At 41.1% G+C, this 20479-nt stretch carries 19 protein-coding genes; 5 read left to right on the top strand and 14 right to left on the bottom strand.

All coding sequences use genetic code 11. The features are described from left to right. Positions 1 to 110 precede the first annotated feature (110 nt). The 3 genes from H6G75_RS14220 to H6G75_RS14230 all read right to left on the bottom strand — a co-directional run bounded on the left by H6G75_RS14220 (position 111) and on the right by H6G75_RS14230 (position 2245). Positions 111 to 449 carry a Uma2 family endonuclease gene (locus H6G75_RS14220; RefSeq protein WP_242051535.1) on the bottom strand — a complete coding sequence of 113 codons (339 nt, stop codon included), beginning with the start codon at positions 447 to 449 and terminating at the stop codon, positions 111 to 113. A gap of 137 nt (positions 450 to 586) precedes the next feature. After that, positions 587 to 1318, bottom strand: coding sequence for a hypothetical protein (locus tag H6G75_RS14225; protein ID WP_190980703.1), 732 nt, complete (start codon positions 1316 to 1318; stop codon positions 587 to 589). Positions 1319 to 1471: 153 nt separating this feature from the next. After that, entirely contained in the window at positions 1472 to 2245 is a 774-nt protein-coding gene (locus H6G75_RS14230) for an ABC transporter permease (protein WP_190980704.1), read from the bottom strand. A gap of 678 nt (positions 2246 to 2923) precedes the next feature. Here H6G75_RS14230 and H6G75_RS14235 point away from each other — a divergent pair. Together H6G75_RS14235 and H6G75_RS14240 are read left to right on the top strand one after the other, a co-directional pair. Further along, complete coding sequence (locus tag H6G75_RS14235; RefSeq protein WP_190980705.1) at positions 2924 to 4639, top strand: fasciclin domain-containing protein; 1716 nt, start codon at positions 2924 to 2926, stop codon at positions 4637 to 4639. A gap of 30 nt (positions 4640 to 4669) precedes the next feature. Continuing rightward, positions 4670 to 4822: a hypothetical protein gene (locus tag H6G75_RS14240; RefSeq protein ID WP_190980706.1), complete on the top strand. Its 153-nt coding sequence runs from the start codon at positions 4670 to 4672 to the stop codon at positions 4820 to 4822. Positions 4823 to 5156: 334 nt separating this feature from the next. Here the strand turns inward: H6G75_RS14240 and H6G75_RS14245 are convergent, their stop codons facing one another. From H6G75_RS14245 to H6G75_RS14280, 8 genes are all read right to left on the bottom strand, one after another. Next, the gene (locus tag H6G75_RS14245; RefSeq protein ID WP_190980707.1) at positions 5157 to 6548 is read right to left on the bottom strand and encodes a UDP-glucose/GDP-mannose dehydrogenase family protein; all 1392 of its coding nucleotides are present in this window, start codon (positions 6546 to 6548) and stop codon (positions 5157 to 5159) included. A 166-nt stretch (positions 6549 to 6714) separates the two neighbouring features. Continuing rightward, positions 6715 to 7650, bottom strand: coding sequence for a UDP-glucuronic acid decarboxylase family protein (locus H6G75_RS14250; protein WP_190966230.1), 936 nt, complete (start codon positions 7648 to 7650; stop codon positions 6715 to 6717). A gap of 348 nt (positions 7651 to 7998) precedes the next feature. Beyond that, positions 7999 to 10131 (bottom strand): cation:proton antiporter, encoded by a 2133-nt coding sequence (locus tag H6G75_RS14255; protein ID WP_190980708.1) that lies wholly within the window; start codon positions 10129 to 10131, stop codon positions 7999 to 8001. 146 nt (positions 10132 to 10277) lie between these two features. Further along, complete coding sequence (locus H6G75_RS14260) at positions 10278 to 10934, bottom strand: HAS-barrel domain-containing protein (protein ID WP_190591932.1); 657 nt, start codon at positions 10932 to 10934, stop codon at positions 10278 to 10280. Positions 10935 to 11023: 89 nt separating this feature from the next. Next, positions 11024 to 11221 carry an NAD(P)H dehydrogenase subunit NdhS gene (locus H6G75_RS14265; protein ID WP_190980709.1) on the bottom strand — a complete coding sequence of 66 codons (198 nt, stop codon included), beginning with the start codon at positions 11219 to 11221 and terminating at the stop codon, positions 11024 to 11026. A gap of 101 nt (positions 11222 to 11322) precedes the next feature. Continuing rightward, the gene (gene rodA, locus H6G75_RS14270) at positions 11323 to 12639 is read right to left on the bottom strand and encodes a rod shape-determining protein RodA (protein WP_190980710.1); all 1317 of its coding nucleotides are present in this window, start codon (positions 12637 to 12639) and stop codon (positions 11323 to 11325) included. Between the two features lie 246 nt (positions 12640 to 12885). Next, on the bottom strand, positions 12886 to 13959 hold the full coding sequence (locus H6G75_RS14275) for an Mrp/NBP35 family ATP-binding protein (protein ID WP_190591929.1): 1074 nt from the start codon (positions 13957 to 13959) through the stop codon (positions 12886 to 12888). A 303-nt stretch (positions 13960 to 14262) separates the two neighbouring features. Continuing rightward, complete coding sequence (locus H6G75_RS14280; RefSeq protein WP_190980711.1) at positions 14263 to 14787, bottom strand: SRPBCC family protein; 525 nt, start codon at positions 14785 to 14787, stop codon at positions 14263 to 14265. Between the two features lie 444 nt (positions 14788 to 15231). Here H6G75_RS14280 and hemF point away from each other — a divergent pair, with 444 nt between their 5' ends. Both hemF and H6G75_RS14290 read left to right on the top strand, forming a co-directional pair. Then, positions 15232 to 16275, top strand: a complete 1044-nt coding sequence (gene hemF, locus H6G75_RS14285; protein WP_190980712.1) for an oxygen-dependent coproporphyrinogen oxidase — start codon at positions 15232 to 15234, stop codon at positions 16273 to 16275. 399 nt (positions 16276 to 16674) lie between these two features. Beyond that, positions 16675 to 17043 carry an STAS domain-containing protein gene (locus H6G75_RS14290; RefSeq protein ID WP_190980713.1) on the top strand — a complete coding sequence of 123 codons (369 nt, stop codon included), beginning with the start codon at positions 16675 to 16677 and terminating at the stop codon, positions 17041 to 17043. Positions 17044 to 17164: 121 nt separating this feature from the next. Here the strand turns inward: H6G75_RS14290 and H6G75_RS14295 are convergent, their stop codons facing one another. Beyond that, positions 17165 to 17782, bottom strand: a complete 618-nt coding sequence (locus H6G75_RS14295) for a chromophore lyase CpcT/CpeT (protein ID WP_190980714.1) — start codon at positions 17780 to 17782, stop codon at positions 17165 to 17167. Between the two features lie 306 nt (positions 17783 to 18088). On the opposite strand from H6G75_RS14295, the gene psb29 reads away from it, so the two are divergent. After that, positions 18089 to 18793: a photosystem II biogenesis protein Psp29 gene (gene psb29, locus H6G75_RS14300; protein WP_190980715.1), complete on the top strand. Its 705-nt coding sequence runs from the start codon at positions 18089 to 18091 to the stop codon at positions 18791 to 18793. 95 nt (positions 18794 to 18888) lie between these two features. On the opposite strand, the gene H6G75_RS14305 is transcribed toward psb29, so the two are convergent. Both H6G75_RS14305 and H6G75_RS14310 read right to left on the bottom strand, forming a co-directional pair. Next, positions 18889 to 19674, bottom strand: coding sequence for a hypothetical protein (locus H6G75_RS14305; RefSeq protein WP_190980716.1), 786 nt, complete (start codon positions 19672 to 19674; stop codon positions 18889 to 18891). 320 nt (positions 19675 to 19994) lie between these two features. Then, a complete protein-coding gene (locus H6G75_RS14310) occupies positions 19995 to 20294 on the bottom strand; it encodes a 30S ribosomal protein PSRP-3 (RefSeq protein ID WP_015113334.1) in 300 nt (99 codons plus the stop codon). Positions 20295 to 20479 lie beyond the last annotated feature (185 nt).

Genomic DNA, 20479 nt, shown 5'->3' on the forward strand with positions numbered 1-20479 from the left:
TGAAAACTGGTATGAAGTACAAAGAAATTTATCTCTTCAAGTAGCTCGTGACTTTATTTTAGAACACCTAACACAGAATTTGAACTTGGCTGCATAGGATCAATTTTCTGTCAATGCGTAAGTCCTGGTTCAATCACAGCTTCTCGATTCAACATTGCCTCCCACTGCGCGGTTAATAACACCACTACATCTGGAATGCGTGAAGTATCCCAACGTCCCCCGCGTGGCGATCGCACTCCCACAGAGAACTTTTGTGCTGTCCAATTCTTACCCATCTTGGCACTTTCATCATCAAAAGTTCTTTCTAAAAACTTGGAAATACTGCCATGTTTGCCAGTACCAAGACTCATGGGGATAAGTTCTCCATCTACTAATTCATATTGAGTATCTGTACCATCACTATACTTGAGATACTCTGCAAAAGTTAGTTTCTTAGTAGTTGCAGTCATAGCGATGTTTTTAGCTCCTGCCTCCAACTATAGCAGTCATAGTAGAAGTTCCTAAAAATCTAGTATTTACTATCTTTCTTGTCCCGCTTGTCTCCCTTGTCTCCCTTCTCACCCTCACTAAAATTGTCGTCTCACATTCATCCTTGACTTTGTAACTTTTTCATTTCATACTGCACATCTAAAGCAATCTGCAATGCTTCATTTAATAACTTGCCATGTTCAGTAGCTTTTTCTGTGACTTGCATTGTTGCCAAAGCTGCTAAATTATTGGCAAATAACTCCGCATTATGAATAATAAAATTCTTATTTTCGCGCAAAATCCTTTCTGTTTTCAAAGCTCGTACTAAATCGGCTCTGGTAAATTGCAATGCAGCAATGACTTTCTCTCTTTCTTGAATACTAACTTCAGGATTTCCCGCTGCTTCTATTTGGTCATTAATATCTATTGCTTTAATAACTGCGTTATATCTGTCTACATCATTTAAAAGAATTTGCAGAGAACTAGTCATATTCTCTTTTAATATTTTCCGAATATTGCGCCAAAGCAAGTAGAAAATCAATTGTATGCCAGCACTACCAAAAAAACACATCAATAGTAATAATATCCAAGATGGAATGGTTAGCCAATTAGCAAATAACTTAATAATAATATCCAGGATTAAATAAGTAAAAACAAATATAGAAAAGCTAATAAAAACTACTGTAGCGCCTTCAGAGCCTTTCATTTTATATATCAATTGTTTACTAAATTCTTTTAGAGGATTAGTAATTAAAACTAGTTGATATTTGACAGGCAAATTAGTTAGTTGTTGTAATTCTTTTTGACTAATTTCTAAGCCCTGTAAATCATCACGCACAGCTTTCCCCATAATTAGCTACATAGTCATTTAATACAATATAACAATCAAATTTCTAGATTGCTAAATCAAATGGCATTTTGGCAAGAATTTTTTACTTCAAAAAAGCTAGTATAAAAACACTCATTTTACTTACGCGAAAGTACTTAAAACGATAATAAATTACTAAAAATTAGGCTGTCCAGAGAGCAATACAGTTATTATAAAATCCATAATAAAAATTGATACCCAAGTAGTAACAACTGCCGTTGTAGCGGATTCTCCAACTTCCTTGGCACCACCTTTTGTAGTTAGTCCCCAACTACAACCATTAACAGCCACCAGAATTCCAAAAATGAATCCTTTTAACAAAATAATCATTAAATCTGAGGGTTCTAAAAAATTTCTGACTGATTCTAAAAATGCTTCTGGAACAATCTGATAAAACTGAGATGCAGCAAATATACCGCCTAAGAGGCCAATCATCAAAGCAAAAATCATCATTAAAGGCATCATTAAACAGCAGGCGATTACCCTAGGCAGCACTAAATAATCTATCGGATCAGTTCTGAGCATGTAAAGTGCATCAATTTGTTCTGTAACACGCATTGCACCTAACTCAGCAGCAAAAGCAGAACCAACTTGTCCTGCAAGAATACTAGCTGTCAAAATAGGTGCTAATTCTCGGCAAAAAGCCAAAGCAAACGCACCCCCCACAGCACTAACAGCACCAAATTGAACTAATTCTCTGGCGGTTTGAATCGTAAAAATCATCCCCGCAAAACCACTCACCAGTATCACTGGCGCGATAGAACCAGGCCCAGCTGTCACCATGTGTTCTAGAATTTTGCGATAGTATGCCTTTCCCTGAAGCAAATGAAGTGTGACTTGACCAAACAGCAAGAAAGCAGCGCCACAGCGTACAATCCATAATTGTTCGAGATTTTGTTTTGGGGGCAATTTTCCCCTCCTTCAGACTGGGTTTTTGGGAATAAAGTATATTGCAGTCCTGTTTAATATATGAACAAAAGAGACAAGGGAGAAAAAGAAGACAAGGGGGAGCCACTGCGTTGGGCTGCTCTGCCGACTTCCTCAGTGGCGTGACAAGGTAGAGAAATGCACTTTGTTGGTAGAGAAGTGCTTGTCCACACTTTTGCAGTTATACCCTAGTCAAATAGATTTTTTATTTGTTTTAAAATTCAATAAAACAAATAAAAAAATAATTTTGCCTACTGCACTAAATTCTGAAAAGCTGGCAGTTTGATGGTAGTTATATTCTAGTTATAGCAGCGCAATTGCTGTTTTAGGCTGATTTTTTAGCAAAATATCATAAATATGCCAACTATCTAAGGTAAGAGAATTTATTGAAAAAATGTAACCTTTTAGCTAGTTGTTGAAATTTAGTAATTTTTGGAAATATTAACTATAGAGATAGTAGCGATTTGCTACTTCTAATATTACTAAATATCATGCAGCAGGAAGATTACTAAATTACTGAAAAGAAGTATTGTTTTAGCTCATGAACTGAAATGAGCTTCCTAGTATGAGAAAACTGTGTTTTTTCATATTGGGTGAAATTGTCATGTCTGGGAATATTTGAATTCTTCATATTTCTACTTTGTTCTGGAGGAAATTTTCATGCGTAGCTTACTTGGTTGGTCATTAGCACAGACAACTTTGGTGGTTTTAGGAGTAGCAACAGCGGCATTTAACCCCATAGTAGTTTCGGCACAAACAACAGATCCATCGACAACACCTGCACCATCTGTAACACCTTCGCCAACTTCGCCAACAGCTGCTAGTAATTTTTCTGATGTGAGTACAGATTACTGGGCAGCGCCTTTTATTCAAGCGTTAGCAGCCAGAAATGTGATTTCGGGATTTCCTGATGGTTCATTTAGGCCTAACCAAGCTGTAACTCGTGCCGAATTTGCCACGATGATTCAAAAGGCTTTTAATCAAAATCCCGTTCGGCAAATTAGTACGGGTGGATTTACAGATGTACCTGCTGGCTATTGGGCGGCTCCTGCTATTCAAGAAGCTTACGAAACTGGGTTTATGACGGGATATCCTGGTAATGAGTTTCGCCCTAATTTGCAAATTCCGAAAGTTCAGGCGATCGCAGCTTTGTCCAGTGGTTTAAATTTAAATACTAGCGGCAACGCTGCCGATATTCTCAGCACTTACTACACAGATGCTTCGACAGTTCCTAACTATGCAGTTAATACTGTAGCTGCGGCAACTCAAGCTAACATTGTTGTCAACTATCCTGATGTTAAACAACTCAATCCTCAAGTTCCTTTAACTCGTGCTGAAGCTGCAAGTTTGTTATATCAAGCTCTAGTCAGACAAGGACAAGCCCAACCTCTAGCTAGTAATGTGACGGCAGCTAATTATATAGTGGCAGGCAATACTGGTAATTCTCCAACTGGCAGTAATCCAACTGGTAACGATATTGTTTCCATCGCTGCATCTAATAATTCTTTTACTACCTTAACGACTTTATTACGGACAGCAGGTTTAGCTGATACCTTGCAACAACCAGGCCCTTATACAGTGTTTGCGCCTACAGATCAGGCGTTTGCTGCTTTGCCAGCCGGTACTGTTGAACAGCTACAACGGCCAGAAAATAGAGAAGTGTTAGTAAAAATTCTCAGATATCATGTGGTTCCTGGCTCATTAACTTCTAGTCAACTCACACCTGGCGAATTGAGAACGGCTGAGGATCAGTCTGTAAATATCAAGGTGGACAGTGCTAATAATCAAATCGCTGTTAACGATGCGCGAGTCATTCAACCGAATGTTCAAGCTAGTAATGGTGTGATTCACGTTATTAATGAAGTTTTAATTCCACCTAACTTGAATGTGAGTCAACAACCAACAGACAATAATCAAACTACTCCTGGAACTACAACTACTGATATTAATGCTGGTAGGGCTACCCGTGGTGGTTCTAGTTATATTGGTGTTGCTGGTAACATCGGTATACTAGGCGGGGACTCCGCTTTGGGAGCAGGAAACATAGCGGTAATTAGTAAAGTTGGACTGACTAACTATATTTCTGTACGTCCTTCTGCTGTATTTGGTGACAACACCGTAGTTTTAGTACCTGTAACCTTTGACTTTTTACCTCGTTCTGTTAATCCCACAGGTGAGCAACGTTTCCCTGTTTCTCCTTTTGTTGGTGCTGGTGTCGCTATTAATACTGGCAATGATGCTGATGTTGGACTGTTGTTGACTGGTGGTGTGGATATACCTTTAGGCGATCGCTTTACACTGAATGGTACTGCCAATGCTGCTTTTCTAGATCAGACTGATCTTGGTTTGCTGTTCGGTGTTGGTTATAATTTTTAATTCAATACAGTGTATTGAGTTTTAAAACTGATGGCGATCGCGTTTCTTGGCGGAGATGCGATCGCTTTTGCTGTTTTTATGCTTGAGATACTCTACCCATTCCCACAACCTAGAAGTATTGAACTAGGTGCGATCGCCTTATTCCATTTTAAATCAAATATTCTGTATCTCAACCGAGCCTAACAATCCGCAAGAAGACCCTGACAAGAAAACGACACCTTGGGATTGGCGAAAGCTGCTTGAATTTATGAAGGATTTAGGTTCTGTTGTGTCTGTTGTGATCTCCCTACTCAAAATCCTTCAGGATATAGGTCTACTTTAATTTTGGATTGCTTACAACAACTCTTGCTTTTAATCTTCCTCAAAAAAGCTGCCGTGTACACCAATCATTTGATCCCCCTAAATCCCCCTTAAAAAGGGGGACTTTGATTCTAGTTCCCCCCTTTTTAAGGGGGGCTAGGGGGGATCGAAACACCATTATGATTAAGACTTGTGTGTAAATCGTTGACTTGTAGAATTATCTACCGATACCAACGTATTGGAAACCTGCTCTCACCATTGTTTCAGGGTCAAGGAAGTTACGACCATCAATCACGACGGGGTTGTTCATCAGTTGTGCCATTTTGGCATAATCTAACTGGCTGAACTGTTGCCATTCGGTTACGAGAACCAAAGCATCACAACCATCGGCAAGTCTTTCGGCATCAGTTTCAACTAAAACGCCAGACAGACCATGACGCATCCCAGTTTGAGAAATAATTGGGTCGTAAGCTTTAACTTTCGCTCCTAAGCGGTTGAGTTGCTCAATTAAGTTGAGGGCGGGTGCATCGCGCAAGTCATCGGTATCGGGTTTGAAGGTTAAACCGAGTAAGCCGACTGTTTTACCTTTGAGGATTTTCAGGACTTGCTGAAGTTTTTCCAAAGCAATCAAACGCTGGCGTTCGTTAACGCTGACGGCTGATTTGAGTAGTTGAGCTTCGTAACCATAGTCATCAGCAGTGTGAATCAAAGCGGAAACGTCTTTGGGGAAGCAGGAACCACCCCAGCCAATGCCGGCTTGTAAGAATTTGTTACCGATGCGGGAGTCTAAACCGATGCCTTTAGCTACTTGAGTCACGTCAGCACCAACGCGATCGCAAATGTTAGCAACTTCGTTAATAAAACTAATCTTGGTAGCCAAGAAAGCATTAGCAGCGTATTTGATCATCTCTGCTGAACTGAGGTCTGTCACTAGTACAGGTACAGGTGGTAAAGATTGGTCAGCAGCAAATTTGCGCTCCACAATGGGGGCATACAGTTCTTGCATCATAGCAACCGCTTTCGAGCTATTGCCGCCTAAAACAATGCGATCGGGGTTAAAGGTATCATATACAGCTGAACCTTCACGCAAAAACTCTGGGTTGCTGACTACATCAAAATGTGCAGCCAGTTCTGGCAATTTGTCATCACTAGGTACACCACCTGCTGGTACGAGTGATTTTTGGCGTTCTGCAATGCCATCTAAAACAATCATTCTTACCCAGTCACCAGAACCGATGGGTACTGTAGATTTGTTGACAATGACTTTATAACCACCATTAAGATTTGAACCAATTCCACGGGCTACGGCTTCAACATAACGGGTATCACTTTCACCAGTGGGTAGAGGTGGTGTACCCACAGCAATAAACAGAATTTCACCGTGGGCAACTCCAGCCGCAAGATCAGTGGAAAACTGAATATTGCCAGTTTGAATTGCAGATTGCATAATTTCTGAGAGTCCTGGCTCAAAAATTGGTGACTGCCCAGACTTCATCAGTTTGACTTTTTCTTCGTTGTTATCGATGCAAACTACATCATGGCCAATGTGAGCCAAGCAAGCACCTGTAACTAAACCAACGTACCCAGTACCAATTACGCAAACACGCATCTTATTTAACTCCTCGCTTTCTTGGGGTGATTCTTCAAAAATGAAGTTGCCAATACGACATTTACACGCCGTTGATGAACTAATAATTCAAATACAAGCTATGAAGGCAACTCAGCTTGTACTCTGAATTCAGAGCAGTTTGATCCACTGCGGGGAAGCTTAAATCCTAAGTATCGCTTTTTATGCGATCGCGGAAATCCTCTACTGTCAGTTTTAACCCCTCTTGCAGAGGAATGGTAGGTTCCCAATTTAACCAAGTTTTTGCTCTTGTAATATCAGGGCGACGACGGCGAGGATCATCCGAGGGTAGTGGTTCAAATTTAATCTCGGCATCGGGATTCACCAAATTCTGCACAGCCTGGGCTAATTCCAAGATTGTATATTCATCAGGATTACCTAAATTGATGGGGCCAGTAAATTCACAATTCATCAACCGCATCAGTCCTTCTACTAGGTCGGATACGTAACAAAAACTACGAGTTTGTGTACCTTCACCATACACAGTTAAGGGAATACCCCGTAATGCTTGAACTACCAAGTTGCTGACTACCCGACCGTCATTTTCTAACATCCGTGGGCCGTAGGTGTTAAATATCCGGGCTACGCGAATTTCAACTTTATTTTGTCTGTAGTAGTCAAATGCTAAAGTTTCCGCAATTCTTTTACCTTCGTCGTAACAAGAACGCAATCCAATGGGATTAACATTACCTCTATAGTCTTCGGTTTGGGGATGAACTTCTGGATCACCGTAAACTTCACTAGTCGAAGCTAACAAAAATCTAGCTTTTACACGTTTAGCTAACCCCAACATATTCAGCGTTCCCATAACGTTAGTCTTAACGGTTTTCACTGGGTTGTACTGATAATGTACTGGCGAAGCTGGACAAGCTAAATGATAGATTTGGTCAACTTCTAAACGAATTGGCTCAGTAATATCGTGGCGGATCAACTCAAAGTTTGGGTGTCCCATCCATTTGAAGATATTACGTTTAGTACCTGTATAAAAATTATCTAAACAAATTACTTCATGCCCTTGGGGTATTAATCGATCAATGAGATGGGAGCCAATGAACCCAGCGCCGCCCGTCACCAAAATTCTCATAGTTTTCCTGATATTTACAGATACTAGTAGTGGCTGTTTAGCTTGTTTTTAGAGTACCCAGCAGAGATACAAAAATGCAGGGCGAACAGAGCTAAATTTTAGTAATGTATTTTATGAGTGACTAATTTGTTATGTATGCAATTTTGTTACATGAACACTTGGTTGCTGGACGATTCTTCTAGCAAAATAGCAAACATCGCTGAAGGCTTGAGCATTTTTACCGGAGAATTCATGAAATCTTCAACAAAATTCAGCGGCTTGTAAAACCCAAATTATAATCAGCAATAGCTTTTCATCTACCTGAAGTTACAAAATTGCCTACTGTAAGTGCTGGGTTGGGGAAATGGCTTAAATCATATAACTAGTGTTAGCAATAGTTTTAGATATTTTTATAACTTGCGTATTTTCGGCTGCTTTCAGGATGACAATCGAGCAAGTCAGGTGCTTGGCAATTTGAGTTGTTAGATCACTCATCACTAAGCCACCAGGAATCTGATAATTGCGGATAAAAGGTAATACTACCAAATCATATAATCTGGCTGCCTGCAAAATTGCCTGGGCGATATTTTCATGAGCAATCATTTGAATTTCTGGGGGATTTGGCAGGGCTAATTGGGAGACTAAAACTGTCAGTTGCGATCGCCTAGCGGCAATTTTACTGGAACTAACGCGGCGATCGCACACATTTAAAACTGTGACTTGGGCTTGATTAGCCTCTGCTAACATTTGGGCAAACTTGACCGCAGGCAATACAGGCGAAGTTAAATTTTCTAAGGGGACAAGAATGCGCTGAATTTTTTGGGGTGATTCTACCAGACGTGTTACTGCTACAGAACAATGGGATGCCCATAATACACTGTCTGTCACATTACCAAATAAACGCGATCGCAGACCATTCCGTTTACCCCAACCCATAACAATCAAACTGGCTTTCTGCTCCCGTGCGGCTCGGCTAATTCCTGTTCCATAAGCATTATCAATCCGCAGTAGTGGTACTGTTTCAATTTTCCAGCCCAGACTCTGATCAGTTGCTTTAGCTAATAACCGTTCACTTTTTTCCAGAGACACTTCTAGTTGTGCTGCATCCATCCGCGCCGCAGCCGGAGCAATATTTAACGGGATAATTTTGCTTTTTTCAAACCGGGCTAATAATGCCGCCATTTCCATTAAGTAATGCTGCGTATGAGGATTATATATTGGTAAAACTATAGTGAAAATACTAGGTTTTTCTGGACTTTTGGCTTCAGGTAAATTTACTGTGAGTGTTTCTGGCTGGGGTGTAGGCGTTAAAGCCACAGCTAGGCGATCTGTAAGTACAACCCCTAAAGTTGAAGTCATCAGCACTAAGGCCACTATGCTGAAAAATACTTCTGTAGAGAGCCAGCCAGCACGATACCCTAAAAAAGTCCCCACTAAGGTAATACTGACTTGGGGTAAGGATATCGACCACATAGTAAACATTTCTTGCCAGTTATAGCCATAGCAAAGTTTTGCTAACAACGCCGCGACAAATTTACTAACAATTACGCTAACAAAACCTAACAAGATTAACTCTAAAACTGTAATTCGGCTGCTCTCAGTAGGAAAATTAATCAAAATACCAAGGTTAACAAAAAATACCGGAATAAATAAAACACTGCCTACAAATGTAATTTTTTCTTTGGTCGGACTTTCACCAACTACTGTATTCACAACCAAGCCTGCTAAAAATGCTCCGACAATTTTGGCGATTCCCAGTAATTGACAACTCATAAGGGCAATAAATACTGATAGCAAGACAAATAAAAATTTATTGCCTTCATCATCTCCAGAACGACGGAAAAATTCCTGTCCAGCCCAATCAAAACCCACCCAAATAATTGTTGTATAAATAATTAGCCGACCTAAATCTGTGAGGATGTAAGATAAACTGAATGCCTCTGTGGGTTGGCTAGATAAAAAAATCGCTAATATCAAAACAGCACCGATATCAGTTAATACCGTTGCTTTAATCGAAATGCTAATGGCTTGATTATTAATGACTCCCAAACTGCTGAGAAGAGGATATGCCAAAAGGGTATAGGAACTAAATAAGCAGCCGATGAATAGAGATGTATTCGTTCCCCAACCGCAAATCTTCCCGATGAAGATTCCCGTTAGTAGAGGGATCATAAAGCTGAACCCGGCAAACCCCCAAGCTTGTTTTCGACTCTGGTGTAATTGGCGAAAGTCTTGTTCTAAACCTACTAAAAACATCAAATAAATTAAGCCAATATCAGATAGTAGGTTAATGATTGAGAAATCAGTATGAAATAAATTCCAACCGGATGGGCCAAGTACAACTCCAGAACCAACTAAACCAACTAACCCTGGTATTCTGAGGCGCTCAAACAAAATAGGTACAACTAAAATCACCAAAAGTAAAATTGCCAAAGGAACGATTGGTTCCTGACCCAGATGGAAAGTAGGTTCTAGCGCAAGAACTGGTAAGACTGGTTCCATAGGTAGGACTTCAAAAAGCGACGTTAAAATAGCAATCGCCTAACAAGCGATCGCACAATCAAAATAAATCATTATAAAAGCCACCCTGATAAATGACAAAACAGCTTATTTGAGATTACTTAGGTAATTTTTACGAAAAAAACTACCTATGGATGGATTTGACTCAAAATAAACCGTAAGCGGTCATAATCATCTTTCAACAGTACACTCAGCATTCGTCCTGCTTTCACCAGCCATTCTCTGTCAGCTTTGCGTAACTGATAAACATCCCGAATAGCTGCTGCGGTTAAAGACTCAACTGGCGCACCATTTACAGACAATAATGTCCGTAAAAAATCTAATTCTTCTGTAAATTTAATAATTGCTTCCGCTTCGCAGCGATAAACCGCTTGGTGAATTTGCGGTGGGCGGGGTGGTAAATACTGATATATTCGGGGAGTTGCTGCGGAATTTTGGGTAGGCGGTGAAAAACCAACAATCGCCGCCCGAAATTCCGTTTTGAGCATAGCAAATATCTGGGGTTGTTCTTCTCGTAATTCCTGCAATGACAAACCCATCGCCACAGCCCGATGCACAGAATCTATCGGCATAGTTGTGGCATAAGACACCACAGCATAAACTTGATTTCCAGACTCTTCATCTACAGCACAAACCCAACTACCAAAAGGTGGCATAGCCGGAAAGCTCAAATCCTCTGGTTCCAAGCATTGTGCCAGAAATTCAGTAGTATTAGTCTCAATCACCTCCGCAATGTGGCTGGGGTGGCGATCGCTTGTCGCAAATTGTGGTAGAGGAAGACGCATGGTAGTTAATAGTCATTGGTCATTAGTCATTAGTTAATAGTCCTTGCCAAATGACAAATGACAAATGACAAAGGACTATTGACTAAAACCTATTTTCCTTTTTTACGTCCTGCTGTGGTGTCTACAGGTTCCAACTCTGACAGGCGAAAGGTAATTAGTTTATCCCAATTGCCACCTTCAAACAATACAGCTACCTTGCCATCACTTACTCGTTGTACGAGTCCTTCATAGCGATAGTAGGTATCTGCGGGATTTTTAACACGAACAGTTGCTCCAGGCAGAATCATGATGTTTACCCTCGCTGGTTTACTGTTAATAGCTTAATACTTGTCCTTTGTCATTGGTCATTTGTCCTTTGCATTCAAACTATTGACTCATGACCAATGACTCATAAATAATACTTCTGCTTTTGTCGGAAGTTTGCCACCGATTCTACTATTCCTAAAGCGATGAAATTAGTCAGCATTGCAGAACGTCCATAACTCATCCACGGTAGGGGAATCCCGGCGACAGGTGCTAAACCAACGGTCATCCCCACATTCACAATCAGCTGAAACACAATCATCGACAAAACACCAATCGCCAATAAGGAACCAAAGTTATCTTTGGCGGTTTGGGCTACGTGCAGCAACCGGAAGCAAATTAAGCAAAAGACAAACAAAACCACTAAACAACCCACAAACCCAAATTCTTCACCGACGGCAGAGAAAATAAAGTCTGTATGCTGTTCCGGAACGAAATTAAGTTGAGTCATCGGCCCTTTAAACAAGCCCCATCCCCAAATTTCGCCTGCACCAATGGCAATCCGGGATTGAATCAAGTGATAGCCAGCACCGAGAGGATCATGATCGGGGTTAATAAATACGGTGAGGCGGTCTTTTTGATACTCTTTTAAAACATGGTTCCAGGCAAAAACACCGAGTTCACCACCGCAAATATTCAAAATCCAAGAGCCAAGCGCACCCAGACCAAATCTTCGCCAAGGGAGTGTTTGCCAGCCGACAATTGCCATTGCAAATGACCAAACTACCCCTAAAGGCCCTAAAGCTAATTCTTTAAATAAGATGATTGGCTCTGATAACGGCCAATAAATACTAAATAAAATCGCGGAAATAACTGGAGAAATCAACAAGATGAGCCAGCCAGGATTAGCATTAGCCCAGTACAACATCCCCAAAACGATCGCTCCAAATACCAAGGATGTTGCCAAATCTGGTTGTAAAAATATTAATGCCCAAGGAACGGCAGTAATCGCCAAGGCGCGAAAGACGTTATCTAGGGAAGAAGCGGTACGTTTGTGTAATAAGGCGGCGAGGGTAATAATAATACCGATTTTGGCAAATTCTGATGGTTGAACATTAAAACCCGCGACGCTAATCCAGCGTTGTGCGCCTTTCGCACTCGTACCAGCCACCATCACCGCCATTAAACTCAAGTTAGTCAGACCATAAGTAATCCAATGCCACTGGAGTAGATTTTCGTAACGGATACGAGCTAAAAATAACGCGATAAAAGTGCCAATTCCCGCTACTAACCAGTGCCACCACCAATCTGTCACCGGCTGTTTGAGTTCTGTGCTGAGAATCATCAGACCGCCAAACATACTGGCTGCAACAGGCAAACAAAATAATAACCAATCTACTTGTTGCCAAGGTTTAACCCAAGATTTCCAGCGAACTTTGGGAAGCGAACGTTTTAATAACATTGTGCGATTTTAGAATTTAATTTGGAGAGTTAAATTTACTGAGTAAAAGAATTTAGGAAACAGTAAGTAAAATTCAGTATGAGTTTACAAACCTGTGAATTTATGTCTCAAACCAAAATACTTTTTTAGTATATTCCTCATACTTAAACTATGAGAAATACTGACTTTTGAATTTTAACTTCTAAATTCTCAATTCATAATCTGTATTCCTAGGCAATTGCCCAGGAATCAGACAAAATTCAAAATTTATGCTGTCAATGCAGCAACTGATACTTTACCGGCGATAGTGAGGGCGATCGCTTTTAGGGCTTTAGCCGAAGCCGAATCTGGTTGAGACACCACAATCGGCACACCACTGTCACCACCAACTCTCGTGGAAATTTCTAAGGGGACGCAGCCCAATAAAGGCACTCCCAATTCTGTAGCAGTTTTTTCACCACCACCAGAACCGAAAATATCGTACTGTTTATCTGGCATATCCGGGGGAATAAAGTAACTCATGTTTTCTACTATTCCCAAAACAGGGACGTTCATTTGCTGAAACATCCGCAATCCTTTCCGAGCATCTAATAAAGCGACGGTTTGTGGTGTAGTCACAATTACAGATCCCGCCATTGGTACAGCTTGGGCTAAAGTTAACTGAGCATCACCCGTTCCCGGCGGCATATCCACAATTAAATAATCTAGTTCGCCCCATTCCACTTGATAAAGAAATTGGCGAATCACACCATTCAGCATCGGCCCCCGCCAAATCACCGGCTGGTCTTTGTCAATCAAAAAGCCCATTGAGACTAATTTGACTCCATGATTAAAGGCAGGTTCTAACACTTCACCTTTGTCTGTGGAACGGACGGTAATTTGAGCATCACCTAGCCCCAACATGGTGGGATCGTTAGGGCCATAGATATCAGCATCTAGCAAACCAACTTTCGCACCTGTTTGGGCAAGGGCGACGGCGACATTCACCGCCACTGTGCTTTTACCTACACCACCTTTGCCACTGGAAACTGCCAAAATATTTTTGATCCCAGGAACCCCATTGCGATCAGGGACATTTTTTTGCTGTGGTGTTTCGGCTGTGACTTCTACCTTGACTTCCGTCACGCCTGGGAGTTTTTTAACAGCTTTTTCACAATCTTCGACAATAAATTCACGCAAAGGACAGGCTGGTGTGGTCAAAACCAAAGTAAAGCTCACCTTGCCACCGTCAATGTTAACGTTGCGAATCATATTCAGTTCTACCAGACTCTTACGGAGTTCTGGGTCTTGCACAGGCCGCAATACTTCTAAGACAGAACGGGAATCAAGGACATCGTACATAGTGTTTTCAGCATTACCGCCGTAAAAAATTTAAGAAATTTTTATTCTCACCTAATAGAATCTTAACTTTGTTGGGAGTAGCACACTAGAGGCTAGAGGCTAGGGGCTAGGAATTAGAAAGTAGGGATTAAAAAATAATTTAGTCAGGACTTACGCAGAATCATGAAAAAACTAACCGCAAAGGGCGCATAGACGCGGTAGCGGCTTCCCGCAGGGTAGGACACGAAGTTAAGAGGATTCGAGAGGTTTTTGCGTAAGTCCTATTAGTATTTAATTTTGCTTTGAGCCTCTAGCCTCTAGCTTCTAAAAATCAAAACAACCATCCTTCAAAGGTTTTTTCTTACTAGATACCGCTTGCACTGCGGCATTTTCTACGGCTTCAACTAAAGAACGTGCCACCCGATCAGCATAGGGACGAGAAAATGACCAAATCAGGGGAGATAGCCAGCCTTTGAGGGTGACAGAATAAGACAAACAAGTTCCACACACCGTAGATTCCACTTGATAAGTAATTCTTTCTTCCACGCCAGGAATTGCCAGCACTCTCACACTCAAAAGTTCTCTGGGATTAACCCGTTCTACAAAGATGCGGATCGGAAAGGGCGAAAACCGGGTGACGGCTTGGTAAATTAATCCGGGTTTGGGGACTAATCCGTAGGGGACATTCGTACTTTTGAGTAGGGGATGCCAGGATACATCGGTTAAGTCAACTACTTTTTGCCACAGTTCATCTACAGAAGCGTCACTGATCTCTCGATACGTCCTGACTAAAGACGCACAAAAGCGTCGACGTTTGCGGTGGATGAATTTTGATAACCAACCTCGCATTTGCCTTATCCTCCTCGCTACAGACTTGCTGGTAACTCTGGTATGGTGAGCAATCATGTTTGCCCTGACTTAACATTTCTCAATATTGGTTGCGGCATAGCAAGTACCGATTAGTCACAGATGATAACAAGGTTGCTAGGGCTGGAAACCAAGGCTTGCAGGGCATCACCATCATCAGTACGGCATATACTAACTTGCCTGAAGTTGATCTAACACCAGAATGTTCCCATCAAGAAGTACAAAAAAAACTGAGTCAATATACAAGCCTATACGCATTTGAGGGAAAATAACTCTAGTCATACACATCAATCGTTTAAAAGTGTGACAACTAAGACAAAAGTAGTTTGAGTAAGTCGAGCTAAAAAAACAGTTCTTATTGTCTACCAATTTTTAACGGAAATTTTCTGGGTTTTTGGCAATTGTAATTAAGGTTCGGGAATCTCTATGTTGACTAATTCGCACACCCCAACAGTAAAACCAGCCTCATCCAAGTTCTTGCCGCCAACGGATGCGAAGGCGAGGGTGAGTCAGTTTATGAAACAGCTGCAAGACGAAATTACCCAAGCGTTAACCGAGTTAGATGGTGTGGGTAAGTTTCAAGAAGATGCTTGGGAACGTCCAGAGGGTGGTGGTGGGCGATCGCGTGTGCTGCGTGAGGGTAGAATTTTTGAACAAGCAGGTGTAAATTTTTCTGAAGTTTGGGGTTCTCACCTGCCGCCCTCGATTTTAGCCCAACGTCCAGAAGCGGAAGGACACCAATTTTATGCTACAGGTACTTCTTTGGTGTTACATCCACGCAACCCTTATGTCCCAACAGTTCACTTAAACTACCGTTATTTTGAAGCTGGCCCCGTTTGGTGGTTTGGTGGTGGTGCTGACTTAACACCTTATTACCCCTTCGCCGAAGATGCAGCCCATTTCCACAAAACTTTGAAACAGGCTTGTGACGAACACCACGCCGAATATTATCCAGTGTTTAAGCTGTGGTGCGATGAATATTTCTACCTCAAACATCGCAATGAGACACGCGGTGTCGGCGGTTTGTTCTTTGATTATCAAGATGGTCAAGGTACTTTATATCGCGGCCCTAATCCCAAAGGCCCAGCAGCTAATTACAGCGACGAAGTAGGAGTAGTAGGGCAACGGACTTGGGAAGATTTGTTTGCTTTTATCAATAGCAGTGGCAGAGCTTTTTTACCAGCTTACGTGCCAATTGTAGAACGGCGACATGAAATAGAATATGGCGATCGCGAGCGCAACTTCCAACTCTACCGACGCGGCCGCTACGTGGAATTTAACTTGGTTTACGACCGTGGCACCATTTTTGGACTCCAAACCAACGGCCGCACCGAATCGATTCTCATGTCCTTACCGCCCTTAGTACGCTGGGAATATGGTTATCAGCCAGAACCCAATTCCCCCGAAGCCGAATTGTATAATACTTTCCTCAAGCCTCAAGATTGGATCAATTGGAATACAACCCACTAAGATCACATAAAATTTAATCCTCTCAAGTGCAATTTATCTGCCAAGAAAGTTCAGTATTGAGTGCGTTGTATAGGAATATAAAATTTTGCATATTCGTTACTAGGCACTCAGAGCTTTCAACTCAGCACTTTCATTAGTACTCAGCACTTTTTTAGTGAGTTACACTACTAAAGGTAAGCACCTAGTAAATAGGTGACTATTTTAGCTATAACTTGTTTATCTCAAGTGTCAGCACTGGATAGTCCTCTTAAGCGGTGAGTCAACTAATTTACCAAGTTTCTGTAAAGCTTTCGTGCCTACGAAAGTCAGAATTACCAAAAAAGTAAGTTGTTTGACTCACCAATCTCAGGCTCAATCCAGCAATAGTCAATTTGAAAATGAGTGCCACGGGGATTTTTAGTGATACAAATACAACAAACAACCTATACAACCCAGGACGGTAATACCGTCATAGTTTTAACACCAGCTGGTCGTCTGGACATCACCACAGCTTGGCAGTTTCGCTTAAAGTTGCAGGAATGTATTTCTAAGCTCAGTCGCCATGTAGTGGTGAATCTTGGGCAAGTAAATTTTATTGATAGTTCTGGTCTCACATCTTTGGTGGCTGGAATGCGTGATGCGGATAAAGTCAAAGGCAGTTTCCGCATTTGCAACGTACACCCAGAAGCCAAACTCGTGTTTGAAGTAACGATGATGGATACAGTATTTGAAATTTTTGAAACAGAAGAGGAAGCTTTAGAAGGTGTTCCTCGGAGTATCGCCAGCTAAGAGCTAGAGGTTAGAGACTAGAAGTGCTTAGGCTAGTTTTTTTACCCAGCACTTAGCGAGAAGTTGCGTGCGGAGAGAACTTGCGTGCGCGGTTTCCCCGCGTTGAGCAAACTTCGGAGACTCAGCACTTAGCAACATCAAGAGAATACTGTTCCCGTTTGGTGTAGTGATAAGGCCCTAAAATTGCGCCCCAAGTTGCTTTGCCAGTTTCCGAGTCAATACCTTTGTCATAGCTGTAAAATTCTGCTGCTGTGGCGACAAACCCCAAGGAAACTTGTACATTGTTGCCTTGATAATTAAAGCTGCAACGAGTATCGGTTGCTTGAGTAGCGATAAACTTATAGTTTTTGGGAGCCAATTCTTGCTGGGTCAGTGTCAATACACACCCTGGTAATAAATCTAATTGTTCGACTGTGAGTGTCTTGAGTAAAGCAGGATTACGGCCTGCGCCACTTAAGGCACTTGGATCTTTAAGCATATAGTACTGGACTTGCAAAGGTGCATCCCAATTTTTTCCTGCCATTAACCGCATAATTCGCTGGCGATAAGGGCGGTCTAAGTTGACAATATTCGCTTGTTCAGCAAACAACGTAATGCTGTCTTGGGTGAATAAGTTCACAGGCCTTTGCCACATCTGCAAATGGACATACCAAGCAGGTTCGGCTAAAGCTTGTTCTCGATTGTCAAATTCCCCAGCTATATAATTACCTAGAGTAATGAGAAGCGGTGAAAGGCTCATAAGTTGAGATGCACAATTTAAAATATTGGATCAAAAATAATTCGGGAAGCAGAATAAATTCAGTAGGAAACTCAAAGACACCACTGAGTGTATACCGCGAAATAGGCAATTCTGCCCCTGGCTGAAACTGAGTTATTGAGTCGCCAATCTGAAAGAATTTAGTGTGAATTCTGCGTTGATCACGTTGATCCCCACTTATGCTACCAAATTAACCAAACATTCTGATGAGAAAGCCGAACTTGGCAAAGTAGCCTTTAAGGGAGACAATAAAGTAACTTCGCCCTTAACATTCTTAATATTTTTTTTGTGAATAACGTCCGTACTGTCTCTGATACAAAGAGAACTTTCTACTCCTTACATACCCGCCCCATCAACACAATCTATCGTCGGGTAGTAGAAGAGTTGATGGTGGAAATGCACCTGCTATCAGTAAATGTTGATTTTAGTTACAATCCAATTTATGCCTTGGGCGTTGTCACAACCTTTGACCGCTTTATGCAAGGCTATCAACCAGAAAGAGACAAAGAATCAATTTTTCAGGCTATCTGTCAGGCTGTAGAACAAGATCCACAGCGATATAGACAAGATGCTGAAAGGTTGCAAGCTCTGGCAAAAAGTTTAGCAGCCAGTGATTTAATTGGTTGGTTGAGTCAAACTAATCATTTAGACCGTGATCCTGATTTACAATCACAATTGCAAGCGATCGCCAACAATTCTCAGTTTAAGTACAATCGCTTGTTTGCCATTGGTCTATTTTCCTTACTAGAACAGTCAGAACCAGACTTGGTGAAAGATGAAAAGCAACGCACTGACGCAATCAAAACTATTGCGGCTGGGTTGCATTTATCTGAAGACAAACTCAACAAAGATTTGGAGTTATATCGCTCTAATCTAGAGAAAATGTCGCAAGCACTAGCAGTAATGGCAGATATGCTCTTAGCTGACCGCAAAAAACGCGAACAGCGTCAACAATCTACTACACCAGCTACTCCCCCTAGTGCTAACGAATAGCTAACAGTCTATATGCCAGAATTGACTAGGAATTCTGTAAAACTGGACTAGTAAACTTTTCTGAATCTTGAATTCTTGATTCAGACATTTTTTCTTTAATCTTTTGGAGGAAAAGTAATTTTGTTGCCTTCTGGAGTGCTAATTACCTTTCCTCCCAAAGCCTCAATTTCTTTTATTACTCTTTTCCGAGTTTTTTCATCTGTTCCATTACTTAATATCATTGCCCAAGTAGCAATCCTAGCGTACCGACTATCAGGATTATGGCTCAAAAATAAAGCAGTTTGATAAGAATTTTGCGCTATATACTTGCTCTCTGGATCAGAATAGTTATTTGCCCATTGTGCTGCCATACCGAAAGAATGTTGTGCAGCTTGATCATTGCCTAGAAATAATAATTCATCAATACCTTTATAACGCCATATATGATAAGATTTTTCCGGAACTTGAGGAGTTATACTACGTAACCCCTCTTCCATTAATTTAATTGAGCGTTCTGGCATCGCAGCATAAAGAGAAGTGCTAGTAGAAAGCCCGACATAAGCTCCTAAAAATCTTGGGTCATGTTTGATAATAATATCAAAATATTCTGGGCTAAGACTGTAACCTGTTTTCTGTCGCACTTCATCATCACCGAAGTACTGCAAGAAATTGAGATAAACCCAATTAGCCATCAAATTTTTATAACCAAAACTGGGTATCTCTTGCAATAAATTTAACCGGAGATGTTCTGCTTTGATATCTTGTTCTAAAACTGCTAATGAAACACCTTGTTGGTTAGTTAATAGTGATTGTAACCGAGGGAATTGCAGGGCGCTAACTCCTAATACGCTCAAACAGGCTAATAAAGGTGTAATTAAAGCTTGATACGATAAACGCAACATAGATAACTATTTTTTGGGCTTTAGTTACACCATTCTATGCAATCTTCTACGAGAAGGCAGGAGGCAAAAGAATTTTAGATTTTGGATTTTGAATTAGTGGATAGCAAATCTAAAATTTAGAAGATGATGAATTCTGTAACCTGTAAATTAAGTAAAAATGACAAAACCGCCCACACCTTACCTGAAAGAATAGCTAACAAGGCATGGTTGTGGCGGTTTTAAAAATTGCTGTTGGGTAACTGGTAGCGATGCTAAACTATGAAAATTTTGGAAGATTAACACTGTTTAGGTAAAACAGCTAAAGAGTTAAATGTGCAGTATCAAGCACTACCTGTGAAAGCAACTTCTGGAAACTTCAACTGAGCTTCTGCCATTGGACGGTTTCTGCCTTCCTCTTGCCAGTAGTTAATCACTTCTGTTGCTTTGTTAAGCAATTCTACGCGATCTAGCTCAGTAATCCAGTGTTTGGATTCGAGTTCCTTTTTTAACTCTTCCCAAGCATCATTTCTGGGCCAGAAAAAGTACTTTGTTAAAGGACTGGTACCTTTACCTACAACTTGGTCAACTGCTAGGGCAACGTTATCTTCCAACCAAAGAATTTTGAGAATGAACTTGGTCAATCACACCTCCGGGATACATCCGGGCATAGCTTACTAAGTTTGCGATTGCTTATTGTAACTTAATATCTTGCTCAATGACCAAACTTTTCAGGGAGTAGGGAATAGAGAGTGGGGAATAGGGAAGAAGTATTCATTATGGATGCTGATCAATTTAAAATCTGAAAAGTTTAAATTGTGATCCATGC

Source organism: Nostoc sp. FACHB-280 (assembly GCF_014697615.1).
GTDB lineage: Bacteria > Cyanobacteriota > Cyanobacteriia > Cyanobacteriales > Nostocaceae > Nostoc_B.